Source organism: Cellulophaga lytica DSM 7489, assembly GCF_000190595.1.
Classification (GTDB): domain Bacteria; phylum Bacteroidota; class Bacteroidia; order Flavobacteriales; family Flavobacteriaceae; genus Cellulophaga; species Cellulophaga lytica.
Genome location: NC_015167.1, coordinates 2,822,007 through 2,841,040 on the forward strand (window position 1 = coordinate 2,822,007; position 19,034 = coordinate 2,841,040).

21 protein-coding genes are annotated in these 19,034 nt (G+C 30.3%); 5 read left to right on the plus strand and 16 right to left on the minus strand.

Annotated elements, in window-relative coordinates:
* Positions 1-7: 7 nt before the first annotated feature.
* Together CELLY_RS12430 and cls are read right to left on the minus strand one after the other, a co-directional pair.
* The gene (locus CELLY_RS12430) at positions 8-610 is read right to left on the minus strand and encodes a hypothetical protein (protein ID WP_013622027.1); all 603 of its coding nucleotides are present in this window, start codon (positions 608-610) and stop codon (positions 8-10) included.
* Between the two features lie 22 nt (positions 611-632).
* On the minus strand, positions 633-2,054 hold the full coding sequence (gene cls, locus CELLY_RS12435) for a cardiolipin synthase (protein ID WP_013622028.1): 1,422 nt from the start codon (positions 2,052-2,054) through the stop codon (positions 633-635).
* Between the two features lie 244 nt (positions 2,055-2,298).
* Here cls and CELLY_RS12440 point away from each other — a divergent pair, with 244 nt between their 5' ends.
* Positions 2,299-2,790, plus strand: a complete 492-nt coding sequence (locus CELLY_RS12440) for a Dps family protein (protein ID WP_013622029.1) — start codon at positions 2,299-2,301, stop codon at positions 2,788-2,790.
* Between the two features lie 202 nt (positions 2,791-2,992).
* Here the strand turns inward: CELLY_RS12440 and CELLY_RS12445 are convergent, their stop codons facing one another.
* Genes CELLY_RS12445 through CELLY_RS17095 form a run of 3 tightly spaced genes read right to left on the minus strand, consistent with a single transcriptional unit; the run spans position 2,993 to position 4,396 of the window.
* Complete coding sequence (locus CELLY_RS12445) at positions 2,993-4,024, minus strand: helix-turn-helix domain-containing protein (protein WP_013622030.1); 1,032 nt, start codon at positions 4,022-4,024, stop codon at positions 2,993-2,995.
* Positions 4,025-4,052: 28 nt separating this feature from the next.
* On the minus strand, positions 4,053-4,199 hold the full coding sequence (locus tag CELLY_RS17005) for a lmo0937 family membrane protein (RefSeq protein ID WP_013622031.1): 147 nt from the start codon (positions 4,197-4,199) through the stop codon (positions 4,053-4,055).
* Between the two features lie 50 nt (positions 4,200-4,249).
* The gene (locus CELLY_RS17095; RefSeq protein WP_013622032.1) at positions 4,250-4,396 is read right to left on the minus strand and encodes a hypothetical protein; all 147 of its coding nucleotides are present in this window, start codon (positions 4,394-4,396) and stop codon (positions 4,250-4,252) included.
* Between the two features lie 223 nt (positions 4,397-4,619).
* On the opposite strand from CELLY_RS17095, the gene CELLY_RS12450 reads away from it, so the two are divergent.
* On the plus strand, positions 4,620-5,417 hold the full coding sequence (locus tag CELLY_RS12450; RefSeq protein ID WP_013622033.1) for a TerC family protein: 798 nt from the start codon (positions 4,620-4,622) through the stop codon (positions 5,415-5,417).
* A 2-nt stretch (positions 5,418-5,419) separates the two neighbouring features.
* Here CELLY_RS12450 and CELLY_RS12455 read toward each other — a convergent pair whose 3' ends face one another.
* The 11 genes from CELLY_RS12455 to CELLY_RS12505 form a co-directional block, all read right to left on the minus strand.
* Positions 5,420-7,999 carry an ATP-binding protein gene (locus CELLY_RS12455; RefSeq protein WP_013622034.1) on the minus strand — a complete coding sequence of 860 codons (2,580 nt, stop codon included), beginning with the start codon at positions 7,997-7,999 and terminating at the stop codon, positions 5,420-5,422.
* 158 nt (positions 8,000-8,157) lie between these two features.
* A complete protein-coding gene (locus CELLY_RS12460; RefSeq protein ID WP_013622035.1) occupies positions 8,158-8,604 on the minus strand; it encodes a response regulator in 447 nt (148 codons plus the stop codon).
* 15 nt (positions 8,605-8,619) lie between these two features.
* On the minus strand, positions 8,620-9,171 hold the full coding sequence (locus CELLY_RS12465; RefSeq protein ID WP_013622036.1) for a helix-turn-helix domain-containing protein: 552 nt from the start codon (positions 9,169-9,171) through the stop codon (positions 8,620-8,622).
* Positions 9,172-9,426: 255 nt separating this feature from the next.
* Positions 9,427-9,876, minus strand: a complete 450-nt coding sequence (locus CELLY_RS12470) for a ferritin-like domain-containing protein (protein ID WP_013622037.1) — start codon at positions 9,874-9,876, stop codon at positions 9,427-9,429.
* A 213-nt stretch (positions 9,877-10,089) separates the two neighbouring features.
* Positions 10,090-11,475 (minus strand): NAD-dependent succinate-semialdehyde dehydrogenase, encoded by a 1,386-nt coding sequence (locus CELLY_RS12475; protein ID WP_013622038.1) that lies wholly within the window; start codon positions 11,473-11,475, stop codon positions 10,090-10,092.
* Between the two features lie 28 nt (positions 11,476-11,503).
* Positions 11,504-11,821, minus strand: a complete 318-nt coding sequence (locus tag CELLY_RS12480) for a hypothetical protein (protein ID WP_013622039.1) — start codon at positions 11,819-11,821, stop codon at positions 11,504-11,506.
* Positions 11,822-11,883: 62 nt separating this feature from the next.
* Positions 11,884-12,183, minus strand: coding sequence for a ribosome hibernation-promoting factor, HPF/YfiA family (gene hpf, locus CELLY_RS12485; protein WP_013622040.1), 300 nt, complete (start codon positions 12,181-12,183; stop codon positions 11,884-11,886).
* A 49-nt stretch (positions 12,184-12,232) separates the two neighbouring features.
* Positions 12,233-12,901, minus strand: a complete 669-nt coding sequence (locus tag CELLY_RS12490) for an NADPH-dependent F420 reductase (protein WP_394357422.1) — start codon at positions 12,899-12,901, stop codon at positions 12,233-12,235.
* A gap of 206 nt (positions 12,902-13,107) precedes the next feature.
* On the minus strand, positions 13,108-14,127 hold the full coding sequence (locus CELLY_RS12495) for an AI-2E family transporter (RefSeq protein WP_013622042.1): 1,020 nt from the start codon (positions 14,125-14,127) through the stop codon (positions 13,108-13,110).
* 109 nt (positions 14,128-14,236) lie between these two features.
* On the minus strand, positions 14,237-15,142 hold the full coding sequence (locus CELLY_RS12500) for a YihY/virulence factor BrkB family protein (protein WP_013622043.1): 906 nt from the start codon (positions 15,140-15,142) through the stop codon (positions 14,237-14,239).
* Between the two features lie 136 nt (positions 15,143-15,278).
* Positions 15,279-16,115 (minus strand): AraC family transcriptional regulator, encoded by an 837-nt coding sequence (locus CELLY_RS12505; RefSeq protein ID WP_013622044.1) that lies wholly within the window; start codon positions 16,113-16,115, stop codon positions 15,279-15,281.
* Positions 16,116-16,298: 183 nt separating this feature from the next.
* Here CELLY_RS12505 and CELLY_RS12510 point away from each other — a divergent pair, with 183 nt between their 5' ends.
* From CELLY_RS12510 to CELLY_RS12520, 3 genes are read left to right on the plus strand one after another with little or no spacing between them, the layout of a single operon-like run.
* On the plus strand, positions 16,299-17,456 hold the full coding sequence (locus CELLY_RS12510; RefSeq protein WP_013622045.1) for a cytochrome P450: 1,158 nt from the start codon (positions 16,299-16,301) through the stop codon (positions 17,454-17,456).
* A gap of 1 nt (position 17,457) precedes the next feature.
* Positions 17,458-17,766: a 2Fe-2S iron-sulfur cluster-binding protein gene (locus CELLY_RS12515; protein ID WP_013622046.1), complete on the plus strand. Its 309-nt coding sequence runs from the start codon at positions 17,458-17,460 to the stop codon at positions 17,764-17,766.
* Positions 17,767-17,771: 5 nt separating this feature from the next.
* Positions 17,772-19,028 (plus strand): NAD(P)/FAD-dependent oxidoreductase, encoded by a 1,257-nt coding sequence (locus tag CELLY_RS12520; protein ID WP_013622047.1) that lies wholly within the window; start codon positions 17,772-17,774, stop codon positions 19,026-19,028.
* Positions 19,029-19,034 lie beyond the last annotated feature (6 nt).

The following is a 19,034-nucleotide window of genomic DNA, read 5'->3' on the forward strand; positions in this document are numbered from 1 at the left end:
GCAATAATTATTGCTCCTTTTTTTCTTGCTCTTTAACTAGTAGCATAATCTCTGCAGGAGATAAGTAGTATTTTATAATTCTAGCTTTATAAGTTGCATCTATTTCTGCGTTGTTTAATATAAAATTTTTGGTTTTTAAAATATAGTCTCCCATACCAGATGCTACAGCATAAGAGTCTGCGGCACGTTCTGCTTCTTTTATATAATTGTCAGACAACGAATATTTTATGCCAAACCAAAGTAAATTTAAGCTACTTCTGTTTTGGTAATCTAAAATATGACCAAGTTCATGGCCTAACCAACCTACTAATATATCACTATCTACATCTGTGGTTTTAAATTCTTTCCCAGAGATTTTAAATTTTTTACTCATTAAAATAAGGTAGCGTCTTTTTTTCTTAGATTTTAAAAGGCTTCCAAAAACAGGCTGCGCAAGCATTGTAGATTTTTTAATATTATCTTTAAATCTAAATTCAATTTCTGTATTTTTTAATTGCGGATAGTATGATAGGGCTACTAAAGCTTCTTTTTCAATAATTTTAGGTATAATGTGTTGTGCATTTAAGTATTTTACACTCATAAATAATAGTATATAAATTATATTTTTCATTAGTTTTTAATTGCTTGTACTGTTACAGTAATGGACTAAAAAATTTGGCTATACCTTCTAATAATTTCTTCCATAAAGGCCTGTTTTTAAAGGTTTCATACTTTAAAATAGTGTCTTTATTGCATATGGCATTAAATTTTTCTTGTATGCTTTTTGTTATTTCTTCATCATAAATTACCGCATTGGTTTCAAAATTGTGCTCAAAACTTCTGTAATCAAAATTGCCAGAACCTACAGATAATATTTCACCATCAATTAATATCATTTTACTATGCGAAAAATCTGGACGTAGGTAAATCTTAATTCCAACTTCTAATAGCTCTTCTAGTCTAGAGAACATACTGTATTTGGCCATTAAAGAATCGGACACTTTAGGAATTAAAATGATAATTGCAACACCGCTAAGTGCAGCAATTTTTAAAGCTTGTAATACAGATGTGCTTGGTATAAAATAGGGGTTGGCTATACAAATGTTTTTTTCTGCAATATTTATCATTTGTATGTATTGCTGCATTATAGCTGGCTGCTTAGAGTCTGGTCCGGCAGCAACAATTTGTGCAGTATGTTTACCCTTGCTTTGTGTATTAGATGTGTAGTTTTTATGCAGTAAAACTTCATCATTACTAGCAAAATAAAAGTCTTTAATAAATACTCTGTGTAAGCTATTTACAATTGGCCCTTCTAGTTTTAAGTGTATATCTTTCCAAACACCAACATTAGAAATTGGTTTTATGTATTTATCTGTTACATTAACACCTCCTGTAAAACCAACTATACCATCAATCACAATTATTTTTCTATGGTTTCTATAATTTAATGTATACAGTAGGTTGCCAAATTTAATAGGCATCATTGGGTAAGCTTTAACTCCAATATGTTTAAATCGTTTAATTGTTTTGTTGTTAAATGAATAACTTCCAAAGGCATCATAAATTAAACGTACTTCTACACCAGAGTTTATTTTATCTTTTAAAATAGTGTAAAAACGTTCTGTTAATTCTCCTTTAGAAAAAATATAGTATTGTAAATGAATATATTTTTCTGCTTTTTGTAATGCATCAAAAATGCTATCAAAAGTTTGTTTGCCGTTATTAAGTACAGTTATATTATTGTTGTTATACGCTTTTAAAAGAGTACTACTTTCTATAAGTTTAGATAGTTTTTGCTGCTTAGGTGTGTTAAAAGTAACTGTATTATCTAACTTATGTAGTTGTTTATATTTTTTATCAAATTGTTTCTTTTTTTCTTCTTGTTTGTCTCTAAAAAAATTAAATTTTCTTCGGTTTACACCAAACATATAATAAAGTAAGGCACCTGCAAACGGTAGTAAAATTACTGCTAAAAACCAACTGAGTGATTTTGTAGGTCTGCTGCCATGAAAAATAATACTACTAATACTCCTTAGTGTTACTAATGCGTACAAAATCCATAAAAAAGTATTCATAGTTATTTTTTTATTTACAATATAGCTAACACTTTTTTGTTTACTGTTAAGTTTTTTGTTTAGAGCTACAAAAGAGTTTAATAACGTTAATTATTATGTTTTTACGCTTTAAAATAGTTGGTTTTAAGTTGTTTAAGGTGTTTTTGTGATGTCGTTTTTTTAGAGGTAATTAAAAAATTAATAGGGTTAATAGTAGCAAAACTTTGCTTGTATATTTATACTATAATCATAAAAAAATATAAAAATGGAAGCAACAGAGACAGCTATTGGAATAAAAAAAGATAATAGGAAAGCTGTAGTAAAAATGTTAAAGCAATTACTTGCAGATGAGTATGTAATGTACACCAAATACAGAAATGCTCACTGGAATGTAGAGGGTTTAGATTTTCATAGTAAACACGTATTTTTTGAAGAAGAGTACGGTAAGTTAGAAAATACTATTGATGAAGTAGCAGAACGTATACGTATGTTAGGTTTTTACTCACCAGGAAGTATGCAACAATTTATAGAGTTGTCTGGGTTAAAAGAAAACGGACCAGACCAAAATGATAGTGCTAGTTTTATGGAGGTTTTATTAGAAGATCACCAAACAATAATTAAATTTATTAGAGAGAGTATTGGAGAAAATGCTGAGGCACATAATGATGAAGGTACAGCAGATTTTATTACGGCAATATTGCAAATGCATGAGCAAATGGCTTGGATGTTACGTTCATCTTTAAAAACATTTAAATAAAATAATTATTTAAATAAAAAGGCGGTAAGGTTTTAATCTTACCGCCTTTTTTTATGCGTTGTTGTTTGTTAATTATTAGCTGGTATATATGAACCAGTTTTATAGATACAATAGAGATACGTTTTAATGTTTGTAGGTGTTTATAAACAAAAAAAATTCGCTAGTAAAGCGAATTTTTTTTATAGTGTTATATTTTATATTATTAAGCAGTAAGCGGAGTCGAAAATTGATTTTCTTGATAATATTTTGGACTACAGTTATATTTTTCTTTAAATATTTTAGAAAAATAACTTCTACTAGTTAAACCAACAGTATACACAATTTCTGAAATATTAAGATCTGTAGTTTTTAATAAATTCTCTGCTTTTTCTACTCTTGTGTTTCTAATAAAGTCAGACACTGTACGGTTATGTAATAACTTAAACCCTTCTTGTAATTTTGCAGGAGACATACCCGCTTTTTTACTTAAATAAACTAATGTATATTTAATTTCTGGGTAATTTTTAATAAAGTTAGATAATTCTTTAACAGTGTCCATTTCACTTCTTGTTAAAGAGCCAAAATTAGTAGAACCGTGTTTTTTGTCTTGGTTGTGTTGTTCTATTTCTAAGGCTAAAACGGTATGTACAATTCCTTTTATTAATAATTGTCTAACAATACCTTTTTGCTTAATAGCTTCTAATTGTTGCATTTTTTCTGCAATTTTTAGGTTGTATGAGCCTACGTATGCAAATATTTCTTTTTCCTTAGAAGGCATAAATGTTTTTAAAAGCTGAGTTTGTAGCAAATCATCAGCTTGGTCATCATTTTTTTCTGTGTAGGTATTAATACTAATGTTAGAAAAAGTTACAGATTGTCCTTTTCTAAAGTAGAAACAAGCGTCTTTGCTTGGGTCACTGGCAAATATACCTGTCTGAAATTGATTTAAAGACCTTTGCTTACCGTTTAAACCAAAACTATGACTCATTTGCCCTTCTGCACAGTATAAAAAATAAATAGGGTTTGTAACTGGCGTGTTTCTTACTATAATTGTGTCTTGTGCAAATTTTAAATTATACTCTATAAAAGATATATTTTTGTTTACAGATACTCCTTTAATATCTCCCGTTGCAAAATTATTATCTAATTCTAAAGAGTACTCTTTGTGCGTGTACTCTAAACTTCCGCCTAGATCTTCTTTAAATTGATTAAAGTCTTGTTCTATATTGTTTGTCTTAAGATTTATAACTTTCATAACGTTTCTTTGTTTAGGAGATTCTTATTTATTTTTCTTGCAATACTTTTAAAATAAAAAGTATAGTTGCTGCTACTAAAAAAATATGTGCTATATAACCTAATGCATAAATAAAGAAGGCTAATGCCCAAATTAGTATTAAAATTATTGCTAGTGGTAGTAATAGCTTTTTCATATTATTTTTTGTGATTGTTTGTGTTTTTAAATTGATATAAGGACAGAACCCTATTCTTTATTTAAATTTTTAAAACTATCTGTATTGCCATTTTTGTTTGTAGCGTTCTGTTTGTCGTTCTTTGGACGCAATGATTCTTTAACCCAACTGCGACCAACTCTAGAGTTTGTAATGCAAGCTTGTTTTATATGTATCATATTGTTGTTGTTTTTTGTTTGATACAAAGTTGATGAAGATTGCGTCTTTTTTTGTTATATAATTTTTGCTTTATGTTATATAATTATTAGAAAAGCCCTGTTTTTGGACGTTAAACCATTATTTTTTGATGCTTTTGAATAACATTTATACTTTTTGATGGTATTTTTTATAATTTTATTGTAGAATCCAAAACCGTAACTTTACACTACAAAACCATTACCTATGTTAGAGATTTTTTCTAGTGCAGATGCTTGGATAGCATTATTAACTTTAACTTTTTTAGAAATTATATTGGGTATAGATAATATTGTATTTATATCTATTGCAGCAGGTAAATTACCTAAGGACCAACAAAAAAAAGCAACCAATTTAGGTTTGTTAATGGCAATGGTACAACGTATTATTTTACTATTAGGTGTTTCCTTTTTAGTAGGATTAAAAGAACCTTTTTATACCATTAATACATCATGGTTAGAAGTTGGTATTAGCTGGCAAGGAATAATATTGTTTTTTGGAGGACTTTTTTTATTGTATAAAAGTACCTCAGAAATACACGAAAAAATAGATGAACCAGGGGAAGAGGAAGAAGAATTAAAAGCTAAAAAAATTACATCTCTACCAAAAGCTATAATGCAAATAGTACTTATAGACTTTATTTTTTCTATAGATTCTATATTAACAGCTGTAGGTATGACTAATGGTATTGGTACTCATGAAAACCACTCTTTAATATTAATGATAATAGCTGTTGTAATATCTATATGTGTAATGATGCTGTTTGCCAATAGCATAAGAGAGTTTATTAGCAAACACCCATCTATGCAATTGTTGGCACTGTCCTTTTTAATATTAATAGGTTTTATGCTAATAACCGAAGCTGCACATTTATCTGGTACCGTATTGTTTGGTAAAAGTATTGGAGCTATACCAAAAGGGTATTTGTATTTTGCTATTGCTTTTTCATTACTAGTAGAGTTTTTAAATATGAAGTTAAAGAAAAACTCTACTAAAAATAAGTAGTATTAAGCAGGTAAGTAAATACTAAATGTAGACCCAATACCAAGTTTACTTGTAGCTGTAATATGACCTCTGTGGTTTACTACTATTTTTTTACATATAGCTAGGCCTATTCCTGTACCAGAATATTGTTCTTTTTGATGTAGACGTTCAAAAAGACCAAATATTTTTTTAGCATTTTCTTGCTCAAAACCAATACCGTTGTCTTTTATAGTTATGCGGTAATAGTTTTTTCTTTTTTTATCAAAGACTTCTTTAATTTTTGTGCGTGGTAGCTTTTCGCAATCAATTGTAATTGCTGGGCTATGCGTGGTAGACCTGTATTTTATAGCATTATTTACTAAGTTGTTAAACAGCTGTTCCATTTGAAAAGGAATAGCTTTAATTGTAGGTAAATTATTTACAGTAATGACAACACCAGTTTCTGCAATCATTTCTTCTAAATCGTCTAAAACTTTATGTAGCGTAGTGTCTAATTCAATTTTTACAAAATCTTTTTTAGTTCTATTAATTCTAGAGTAAGCTAATAGATATTTAATTAATGTTTGCATTCTATTGGCAGAACTATCAATTTTATTAAAATACATTTTTCCTCTGTCAGATAGTTTTTCTAATTCTCCCTCAGACAATCTAGAGATAAACATTTGTATTTTACGCATAGGTTCTTGCAAGTCATGGCTAGCTACGCGGTTAAAAGATTCTAACTCTGCATTAGAGCGTTTTAGTTCTTGATTTTTTGCTTTAAGTTTTTCTTCGGTTTTTACGCTATCTGTAATATCTTGTACAACACCTACAGAAGTGTTTCTGCCATCTTTAATAATGTTTTGGCCGTTTACGTAAATATGTTTAATTGTACCAGATTTGGTAATTATACGGTATGTGTGTATGTTAGAGCTTCCTTTTTCTACCATCTCTTTGCCAAACTTGTCATACCTTTTTAAATCATCTGGGTGAACAAACTTACGGTAATTATCAAAAGTAACTTCAAAAGCATTTGGCTCATATCCTAAAATACGGTAAAAGTTATCAGATATTACCGCGGCTCCTGTATCTAAGTACCAAACATAACTACCAATATCTGCAACTTCTTCTGCGTCTTTAAAAATAGAGTTTTGTATTTCAATCTCTGCATATAATGCATTTAGTTTTTCGGCTCTTGTTTTTTCTAAGGTTATGTCTCTAGAAGTAACCGTTACACCGTCGTTTAGTTTTATAGCGGTATCATGCAGCCAAATTGTTTTTCCGTTTTTATTAATTTGTGTTTCATACTCTATTTGCCGAGACTCTTCAATACAACTTACCATTTTTTCAAAAACACCATTTTTAAAAATATTAGGATAAATTTCTGAAGCTCTTTTGTATTTTAATTCAGACGGAATATTATTTTTAATACCTTCATTTAAGGCATCATTTATAAACAAAATTTCAAAATCTGTTATTTTTTCTGATGCATCTCTAATAGACTTAAAGTGTGTTACTATGTTAGATGTGCTTTTAAAAACATTGCTTAAAAAAGCTCTATTGTCTAACAGTAATAAATTTTGTGCCTCTAATTGGTCTTTAGTTGCTGTTAAATTTTTCTTTATAATATGCTCTTCTGTAATATCACTAGCAGTAGCCAAAACACCATTATTTAGTTTAACAACACTAGTTTTAAATCTGTAATCTGTACCGTTAAAAGTATGATTTCTTTTAAATTTTTGAGTTTTGCCGGTTTCATAGCAATCTACTAAATGCTCAAAAACACCATTTTTAAATTGTATTGGTAGTATGGTAGATAGTAATTTACCTTTCATTTCTTTAACCTTAGTACCTAAAACATTTTCTATATTATGGTTTATAAAATTAATTTTAAAATCTATTATTTTGTTATTGTCATTGGTTACAGGAGTGTAATAACTAACAATGTTTTCAGTATTTTTTAAAACGCTTTCTAAAAAAGCAGTGGTGCGGTTATTTTTTTTACGTTGTTTGTTTATTTGCCAAAACGAGACTAGAAAAATAACCAAAGCAGTCATACCTAAAAATAACGTGGTAATTGGGTTTATAAGTCTAGAGGTAGAAAACTGTTTTTGTTGCTCTGCTAAATAATCTTCTGCATTACCGAGCATAGTAGTTTTAATAGCTTCAATTTCATCCATTAAAACAGAAACATTGTGCAGCAAGGCAGCGTCATTCTGCTCTTCTAAAGTAGTATCAGTTTTGTAAGCGTTAAGTTCATCTAATGCCGCATAAAAAGATTCTTGTATGGTACGTAATTCTTGTAGTTTTTTTTGTTGGTTAGGCTTGTCTTGTGTTAAAAACTTAAGGTTATTAAAAGTGGTTAAAGCACTGTCTTTTTGCCTGTTTAAAATAATAGTGTGGTTAACCTTGTCTTGCAGTTTATTTTTTAAAACCTGAGACTGCATCATAGCATATCTAGAAAAAAGAGTATTTATCTCTGTCTCTACCCGTAGCGTAAAAACAACTAACTCTGCGGTTTTTTCTTGTTCTCTAATTTGTTTGTAACTATTGCTTCCTAAAAAGGTTAATAAGGCAATAGATAAAATTAGTAATACAATAAATATTTTAGAAGATTTAACCACTTGCTATTTTGTTTTTTTGTTTGGTTTAATAGACAAGCTAAAGTAGTAAAACAATTTTTTATAATACCAGTTCTTGGAGTTGGTAAACGTATTGAGTTAAAAATAAAATGGATAGAGCACAAAAAAGAGTAAAAAATTTTGTGCTCTATTTTAAACAGTTATAAACGCAATAAAAAGTTATCTCTGTTAAGGGCAGAGGTATGGTATTGCCAATTTATTTTCACTATTTTTTCTATAACCTTTTTTAAGGCAGAAAAACTGTTAGGTTTATTAATGTAAATGTTTGCTCCATTTACAAAAGTTTCTTCAATATCTTGTTCTGATGATGATGTAGAGTAAATAGCAACGCACAAATCTTTAAGCGTGTCATTGTTACGTATTTCTTTTAAACATTGCATTCCGTTTTTAACGGGCATATTTAAATCTAAAAAAACAATTTCGGGCAAAACAGCCTCAGGTAGCACTAAATAATCTATAAGTTCCTTACCATCTTTAAATAAAGATAGGTTTGTTTTTACATCAATTTCTTCAATAGCCTCCTCAAACAATAAGCGATCGTCAGAGTCATCATCGGCTAAAACTATATTCATAATATCTACCGCCATTAGTTTAAGGTTTTACTATTCATTTTTCTTTCTTTTATTAATAATCCTCTGAAAAGCAGATGGAGTTAAGCCCGTAGTTTTTTTAAACTGGGCAGACAAATGTGCTACACTACTATAATTAAGTTCGTGAGCAATTTCTGTAAGCGTATAATTTTTATGAATAATAAGTTCTTTAGCTAAGTCTATTTTCTTAAGAATTATAAAATTTTCAATAGATGAGTAGGTGGTTTCTGAAAACACAGAAGACAAGTGCGCATAAGAGTAATTTAGCTTTTCTGATAAATAGTCTGATGCATTGTATTTTCTAGACTTTTCTGTATCGTTAATAAGCTCTGTTATTAATTCTTTAATGCGTTGTACTAAAGCACTTTGCTGGTCTACAATAATTGTTATGCCATATTTTTCTAAGGCTTGTGTTACATATTGCAACTCTGTTTCTGTAGGTTTTTTTTTAAACTCAACCTCACTTAAACTATGTATTTTGTACTCTAAATTTAGCGCGCCTAACTGTTCTTGTAAAATGGTTTTACAAATAAAGTTATAATCAAATTTAAGGTTCATTTTCATAAAATGATACAATTATGATGCTCCGTTTATATAGAGAAATGAGCGCGTTATTACGTCATTTATTAATTTGTTAAATATAGGCTTTTTATCAATATGGAGGTTTTTTTTTAGTGCACCTCACTTTTTATTAGAGCAATGTTAGTTAGCCTGTTAAGTATTAATAAGTTAGTTTATTAATTTTATGTAATTTTTGTTTGCGTTTAAACGCAAAAAAGGATGCTAAAAGCATCCTTTTTTATGTGGTTAGTGCATATATTAACTAATGTCTTCTAAAAACTTAATAGTATTTAAGTCAGACTTAATATTGTTCATTTGCTTTAATAAAACTGTAGCTGTGCTAGATGGTAGGGTAGTGTCTTGTAAAACATTTTCATACTCTTCTACAGCAGCCTTTTCACCTCTAATAGATTCTTCTAACATAGATTCTGCATCATCTGCAGAGAAAAAAGCTTTAGTATCCATCCAAGCTCTGTGCATACTACCAGTTAAACTACCGCCTTTTTCTGGCTCTTCTCCAAATTTGGCAATCTCTGTTTTTAATTCATGGCCAAAGTCATAACGCTCTTTACTACGTTTGTTAAAGTATGTTTTTAGTGCATTATGATCTGTGTTTTCTGCTGCTTTTTTATATCCTTTTTCAGCATCGTATGTTTTTTCTAGTAAATTGTTTAGTTTTGTTCCTACTTGTTCAGTGTATGTTGTCATATTTATGTAATTTATGTTACAGGACTTATTTTTAATGATATAGTCCTTTTATTATCATACTCAAATTTACAAGTAAAGTATAGCTAAGTTTAACGTTATTAATTAACTTTTTTGCTCAATTAATAAAGTGTTGTTTTAGCATAAGTGTTGTAAAAATAAAACGCTAAGTCTTTTACAAGTCTTAGCGTTTATTTTATTTATTGTTTATTGGGGTTATGCTTGTGTAATTGCTTTAGCATTTACAAATTCTTTTATACCAAAACCACCGTGTTCTCTTCCGTAACCAGAGTTTTTAACACCGCCAAAAGGCATATTTGGGTATGCTAAACCGTAAGAGTTTATATGTATCATACCTGTGTCAAAATAATTTTTAGCTAAGTCCATAGCTTTATCTTCATTTTCACTAAAAATACCTCCACCTAAACCAAACTTACTATCGTTTGCAATACGCATGGCGTCTGTATTGTCTTTAGCTTTTATTAAAGATGCAACTGGCCCAAACAATTCTTGGCTATAAGCAGGTTGCCCAGGTGTAACATTACCCAATACAGTAGAAGGGTAGTAGTAGCCGTTTGTATCTGGAATTTTTCCTCCACATAAAATCTCAGCTCCATTCTCTACACTTTCTTCAACTTTGTTGTGCAATTGCTCTCTTAAATCTTTTCTGGCAATAGGTCCCAAATCGTTATCATTATTGGTTGGGTCTCCGTAGCTCATATTTTGCATAATGTTTACAAACTCTTTTTTAAACTCATCATAAACACTATCTACAACTATAAAACGTTTTGCAGCAATACAAGTTTGTCCGTTATTATAAATTCTAGCATTAGCACAAATTTTTGCCGCTTTACTAATATCTGCATCATCTAAAACAATATACGCATCATTACTACCAAGTTCTAAAACTGTTTTTTTTATTACTTCTGCAGCTTTAACAGCAACGTGCTTACCAGCAGGTGTACTACCTGTAAGTGTAACGCCTTTTACATATTGGTTTTCAATTATATCATCAGACACGCTATGGTTTATAACCAATACTTGAAAAAGATTTTTTGGTAAACCTGCCTCTTCATAAATTTCTTTTAATTTTAAGGCACAACCAGTTACATTTTTTGCGTGTTTTAATAATACACCATTACCAGCCATTAAGCTAGCAATAGAATAACGTATAGGTTGGTATAACGGAAAATTCCACGGTTGTATACCGTATACTACACCAATTGGTGAGTAATGAATTGTACCTTTGCCACCATCAAAAAGAGAACGTTCTTGGTCTTGTAACTGTTTTAAACCCTCTGTAGCTGTGTATTCACATATACTTATGCAAAGGTCTATTTCTTGGTAACTATGACTAAGTAGTTTACCCATTTCTTGTGTCATTAACTGGGCATAACTTTCTTTATGTTTCTCTAGCGTTTTTCCAATAGATTTTAATATTTCTGCACGTTCTTCTAAAGGTTTTAATTTCCAATCTAAAAAAGCATTGTGGCAATCCTCAACCTTTTTTTTGGCATCATCACTGCTTGCATAATTGTATGTTGCTATAGTTTCTTCTGTAGCAGGGTTTATAGTTTTAAAAGTATTTTTGTCTGTACTCATCTTTAGTTTTTTTAGTTTACACTTAGGCTTATAAATTATCTTTATTGGTGTTAGCCCTTTCTGGAGCTTCTAAATTTTCTTTTAGTTCACCTCCTTGGCCGTATAAACTATTTTCTTCATCTGTTAAACTATTTTTAGAGCTTTTTTTAGTTTCATTTCTGCCCGGAATATCTAAATCTTTCCCCTGAAAATCTATACGCTCTTTTCTGTTTTGTAACAACTCATCATCACCAGTGTCTACGCTTAGTCCTTTTTTACCTATGGCCTGCAGGTCTTCATCTGTAATATTAGGGTTGTAAGTTGTTTTGGTATCGTTTTTTTGTATCTTTTTTTTATCTGTGCTCATTGTATTTTTTTTAAGTGATGTGTATAATTTATGTAACCATAAATGCTTGTAAATAAGCATAGTTACCTAACACTCATTTTTTCTTTGGTTTTTTGCAATTGATTGTCTAAATCTCTTACTGTTTCTGCTATGGCAGACTCAAAATTTTCTGCATGTGTAGAAGCAAATAATCTAGGTCCTGGCATACTTATACGTATATCACAAATTTGCTCCATATCATCAGATCTATTTTGTACTTTAAAGAACACATCTGCTCTATGTATAAAGTTGAACTTTTTATGTAAATGGTCTAATTTTTCTTTTGCTATGTTTTCTAATCTGTCACTTGCTGTAACGTCATGGTATTCAAATATAATTTGCATATAAAGTGTTTTAAATTTGTAAATTATTTTAAGTAGTACTAGTTATTACTTAAAATGATTTTTGTGAATTTATAGTTTCTAGTAAATCTGATTTAGAGGTGCTTAAACCATAAATTTTTTGATCTGGATCCATAATTTTGGTATCACTTAAATTACCAACATACACAGCATCAAACCCAATATCTTCAATTAACTGTTTTACTACAGCTTTGCTTTCTTGGTCTTGTGCGGCATAAGGGACAGACAGCTTGTTTGTGTCTTTAAAAGCTTCATTTTTTAAATCTTGTGCCTTAATGGTATTAAAAGCTTTAGCGGTTTTTGCGGAGCTAAATTTCATTGCAGTATACTCAGACGCGTTGTAATTTGCATCTCTAACATTTTTAGCCATTTCACCATCTCTTTCTGGATATGGGTTTGTAGCATCTAGTATAACGCTGTTGGCATATTCACCAGCATATAACTCAGATATTTTATCTACAGCTTTAAAAGGCATAGCCAACACATATACATCTGCATTTTCTTCAAAAGTATCTGTAACACTCATTGCTTTTGCATTAGGTCCAGCCTCTTTAACTAGGCTACCTAATTCCTCTGGGTGTCTAGAGCTAAAAAGCACATTATGCCCTGCATTTGCCCAATGTTTTCCTAAATTTCCTCCAATATTTCCGCTTCCTATAATTCCTATTTTCATTTTATATTGATTTATGTTCTGACGCATCAGAATGTTATACTTTAATTTCTACATCAAAATTACAACCCATTTAAAGCCTGGGTTAACTGGTATCCGTTCTTTTTTGATGCTATCAATAAAATGAAGCGATTTTGAGTGTTTTTTGTTTAAAAAGGAATGTTTTTTACGTGTTTTTGCTTGAAAATTGCAAAAATCAGTAAAAATAAAGAGTGTAGTGTTAAGTGCTTTTTTTATTAAATACTGTTGCCAGATTCTCCATATTGATTTTTATAAATGCGAACAACAACAAGAAAAAGACTTACTAATAAAGGACCAAAAATTAGGCCTATAAAACCAAATAAAGGCACACCAACTAAAACACCAACAAGTGTAATTAATGGGTGTACATCATCTAAACGTTTTAAAATGTATAATCTAAATATATTATCTGTAGCACCTATGGCAACTAAACCGTAAATTAGTATTCCCCAAGCCTGAAAAGTGTTTCCGTTAGATAATGCCAATATAAATACAGGAACTGTACCTAATGCGCTACCTACAAATGGTATCATAGAACCTATAGTTACTACTGCAGCCCAAAAAAAAGGGTCTTCTATACCAAAAATATAAAATCCTAATAACGCTACTAAACCTTGACCTAAAGCTACCAATGGTATACCTAAAGCATTGGCCTTTACGTTAGCTGTTATTTCTTTACCAATGGTTTTTAAATTAGTGTCTTTTATAGGTATGTACTCAAATAAAGACTCTCTTAGTTTTTTTCTGTTGGTAAGCATAAAGTACAGCATAAAGTACATTATGGTTATAGATATTACCATATTAAAAGTACCACCTGCAAAATTTTGTAACTTATCAGACAACCAATTTGTTATAGAGCTAGTGTCTATTTCTGTACCAAGGTCTATATGTAAAAAAGATTCTACTTTTTGCAGTTGGTTTTTACCTGCATTAATTACTTTTTGGGAGTTATCTACAGCATATTTAATTTTTGATCCCATCATAAAACCTAAGCCAGTTAAAGGTATCATAATGCATAAAAAAGAAAGTATCATTAAAAAAATAGCAGCAATATTAGCATACCAACCTTTGTTTGCCAGCTTTTGCATTGGCTTTTTTAAGATTACATACATAGTTATTGCACCTAAAACACCACTTAAATAAGGTAATATTTCTTTAAAAATAAGCCCGCCCATTAGCACTATTAGTAGTAAAACAAAAATTTGCCTTATAATATGCGGACTAATATATTTCATAATATAATGTGTTAAGTTAAGTACGTTATTTGTATGTCAAAATTGCACAATTACGCTTTGTTGTATTAATGATATTAGATAAATAATTAACTCTTATAATTGGTGTGGTTTATTCCTTTTTTATGCTTATTGATGTTGGCTCTATGCCTTTACCGTATCTTTTTGCGTAAACATATGTAAACTCTGCTCCAAAAAATAAAATTAGAGATGAGTAACTAACCCAAAGAAGAATTAGAACAATGCTGCCAGCAGCGCCATAGGTAGAGCCAGGATCTGCCTGACCAAAATAAATGCCTAATAAAAGTTTACCTATAACAAAAAGTAACGCTGTTAAAATTGCACCAATCCATACTGTTTTCCACTTAATTTTAGCATCTGGTAAGTACTTAAACATTAAAGCAAAAAGTATAGAAATAATACCAACAGATAATGAAAAGTCTAAAATATAAGCCAGATATAGTAAAACTTCTGGTAGCACCTCACGGATGTAATTATTTAGAGCACTAATAGCGGTAGTAACAATAAAACTAACCAACAATAAAAAGCCTATAACCAAAATAAAAGCAAAGCTTATGGCACGGTCTGTAACTATTTTCCAAATTTTAGCTTTAGGATTAGGTTTAATTTTCCAAATTTCATTTAAAGATATTTTTAACTGGTAAAACACACCTGTAGCACCAAAAAGTAATGTGCCAATACCAATAATTGTAGAGGTTAGGTTTTTATTAGAGTTTTGTGTTTCTCCAATAATATTTTCAATAGCTTTGGCAGCATCACTACCCAAGGCAGATGAAATTTCGTTTGTTAAATTTCCTTGTACAATGTCTATTCCCCAAATAGAGCCTACAACGTTAATAATTATGACTAACAAGGCTGGTAAGGCTAAAACGGTGTAATATGCTACAATAGCACTTAACCTAAAGGGATCGTCTGCCATCCAAGAGGTGTACGTTTCTTTTAATAAAGACGGTAAGTCTTTGCTTGTAAATGTATCTGAGTTTTTATTCTGTTTCATTGGTAATTTGCTTTAAAAGTCAAGCATATATAGCTTGGCTTGCTATAAAACCACTTTTGTACTCAAAATTGGTTTTATTTTATTAAAGCAATTAATCCAAATGCATTTATTGTTAATGCAATTCCGTTTGGCTTTACTATTTACTGTAATTTTTTCTGTATTGAGCAGGAGAGGAGTGGTGAAATTCTTTAAACTTTTTAAAGAAGAAAGGGAGCGACTCATAACCACAGGCATAACCAATTTCTGATACAGATTTGTTGGTGTGTAGTAACATTCTAATAGCTATATTAACACGATATTCATTTAAAAAAACAAAAAATGTTCTTCCCATAATTTTTAAAAAAAATCTGGAAAATGATTGTTCTGACATATTAACCTCTTTGCTTACTTCTTTTAAGTAAATTTTACGATTGTAATTTTTGGCTATATACAAGTGTATTTTAGATATTTTACTTGTATAATCATCAGATATATTTTTTGTAAAACTACTGTTAGATAGTGTTTTGTAATCTGTATTAGTAAGTTTTAGTAACAAACTTAGTAGACTTATGTATAGCTTGCTGCCCTCTTTATGCGTCATTTTTTTAAGTTCAGGAATAAGGATTTTACTTTGTTCTTTATTAAAAATTATTCCTTTAGAAGCAGCTATAAATAAATTGTGTAATGATTTTAACTCAGGTATGTTAGTATAAATACCTTTGTTCCATTGCACTACAAATGAGTTAGATTTTACCGTGTCACTCTTATTATTTGTCCAGCAATGTGGTACATTAGACTGTATTAAAACTAGCTCTCCGGGCTCATAAGCACCAACATAGTCGCCAATAAATTTGGTGCCGTAACTTTCTTCAATATACGTAAGCTCTAATTGTGGATGAAAATGCCACGGAGTTTCAAAATCTCTGCTAACATAATTAAAAGCTACTATGCTTTTTTCTATTCCTAACGGAATTGTTTCTAAAATAGGCTTCATTTTAGGCTAAATGTTGGTTATAGTATACATATCAATATACATATAAATATAGCTTATTTAATTGATTTTTTATTTATTTAAAATTTATAATGATAAAATAGTTTATTTTTTTGATGAAATAGAGAATGAATTCATCTAACTAAAAACAGATATTTGTTTAGCTTAATAACTAAAACATTACGTATGGCTAAATGTAAATTTGCAGATGCTTTTAAAGAAGAAAGAGAAAAGTCTGGAATTGGTAAAATGGATGACCAAGGAGATCCGGTAGTAATGTTATTAAATCATAAAGATGTACGTAAGGCTGCTCATAATTACAAAGCATTTTCATCTGAAGCAGTTCCTGGGCGTATTGTTGTGCCGTCTGAGGTAAATATACGTACCACGCGCCAAATACCTTTTGAGGTAGACCCGCCAATGCATAAAGAATACAGATCCTTATTAGAAGCTTGGTTTAAAAGGCCTTTGCAAGATACTTATAAAGAGAAATTAACTACTATAATTGGTACTGTTTTAGATGATGTTTTGTCTAAAGATAAAGTAGATGTGGTGTCAGATTTAGCACTAGTAATACAGTCTAGAGCGTTAACTCTTTTATTAAATGTTCCGTTTGATAAATCTGTAAAATGGATTTCATGGGGAACTCACGTATTTAGGAGTGAAGGTGAAGCCTTAGACGGTGATAAAGCAGCTATTCTTTACAATTATATAGATGAAGAAATAGATAATGCCATTGCTAACCCAACAGACAATTTGTACAGTACATTGCTAGCTGCTGAAGTTAATGGTAAAAAGCTAACAAAAGAGGAAGTTAAAGGAGTACTAATATTAACTTTTGCAGGCGGTAGAGATACTGTAATTAACGCTTTAACTAATATGATGAGCTACTTTTCAGCAAATAAAAAGGCTTTAGATTACATACGTTCTAAGCCAGAGATTATTAAAACTGCTGTAGAGGAGTTTATAAGATATTTTTCTCCACTAACACATATGGGTCGTGTAGTAACAGAAGACACTACTGTTTGTGAACATGCTGTTAAAGCAGATAGTAGAATATCTTTATGTTGGGCATCTGCCAATAGAGATGAAAAGGTTTTTGAAAATCCAGATGAGGTTATTTTGGAGCGTAAAGTAAATCCGCATGTGGGCTTTGGTTTTAGTCATCACAATTGTTTAGGAGCAACGCATGCCAGACAAATTATGAGAATTACATTAAAATTATTAGCAGAAAAAGTAAGTGATATTACTGTTTTAGAAGCAGAAGAAAATATAGAAAATTTAGGAGAGTTTACCCGTAAAGTTGGTTACAACTCTTTAAAAGCAACATTTAAGAAAAGATAAGATGGCAAAAATTACATTTATAACAAGTAGTAATGAAAAAATAACTGTAGCGGCAACAGAGGGCTCTGTAATGGAGTTAGCTGTAAATAACAATGTACAAGGTATAGATGGCGATTGTGGTGGTGTTTGTTCTTGTGCTACATGTCACGTATTTGTTGCTCCAGAAGATGTAGATAAGGTGGGTGTAGCTAGTGAAATTGAAACAGATATGTTAGAGTTAGCAGATGATGCAAATGAATACAGTAGACTTTGTTGTCAAATTCCTGTAACAGATGCTATAGATAATGTTGTTTTTACTGTAGCTAAATAAATAGGATGTGTACTTCTAAAGATATTTGTGTAATTATAGGTGCAAGTCACGCTGGGGTAAACACAGCATTTAATTTGCGAAAAGAAAAATGGTTAGGAAAAATTATTTTAATTGATGCAGACCCAGAATTGCCATATCACAGGCCACCTTTGTCTAAAACATACTTAACAGCAAACACGTCTACCACAAACTTATTAAAACCTATAGAAAGTTATAAAAAAGACAATATAACCTTGTTGTTGGGTAAAAAAGTTACCCGTTTAGATGCTGTAAACAGATGTTTGTTTTTAGATAATGAAACCAAAATAGATTATACAAAATTAGTACTTGCTACAGGAGCAAAACCTATTATACCTACTATAGAGGGCTTAAAAGAAACTGCCTCTTATTTTTGCTTGCGAACAGCAGCAGATATTGTTGCTATAAAAGAGAGCTACAACGCAAGCAAAACAAAAAAAGTAGTAATTATTGGTGGCGGTTATATTGGGTTAGAAACTGCTGCATCTTTAAAAAAGATAGGAGCAGAGGTAGTGGTTTTAGAGCGTGAGTCTAGAATTTTAAAGCGTGTAGCTACAGCAGTAATATCAGATTTTTTTAGAGATTTACACACTCAAAATGGAGTTCAGATATTAGAAAATAAAGAGGTAAGTAAAGTTGAAAATACTCTAGAAAATGGTGTTAAGGTAACTAAAGTTCACTGTACAGATGCATCATATTTTACAGCAGAAGTTCTTATTGTAGGAGTAGGTGTAATACCAAATACAGAACTTGCCAAGCAAGCTGGTTTAAAATTAAAAAATGGTATATCTGTAGCCAATACAGGAGAAACTAGCAATCTAAATATATATGCTGTTGGTGATTGTGCTTATCATTATAATTTGCATTATAAAACATATGTAAGATTAGAGTCTGTACAAAATGCTGTAGACCAGTCTAAAATTATAGCAGCTAATATTTGTGGTAATCCTTTAATATACAATACTATTCCTTGGTTTTGGTCTGACCAATACAATGTAAAACTCCAAATAGTTGGCTTAGCAGAAAACTACACAGATTATATTGTTAGAGAAGAGCAAGATAAAGAAAATGTAATTTCTGTATGGTATTTTAATAATGATGAGTTGCTAGCTGTAAATGCTATAAACCATACAAAGGCATATGTTTTTGGAACAAAATTTATAAAAGAAAGCAAAAAAATAGCCAAAGAAAAATTAGCAGATACTAGTATTCCTTTATCAAAAGATATTGCTGTAGTTAACTAAGTTAAA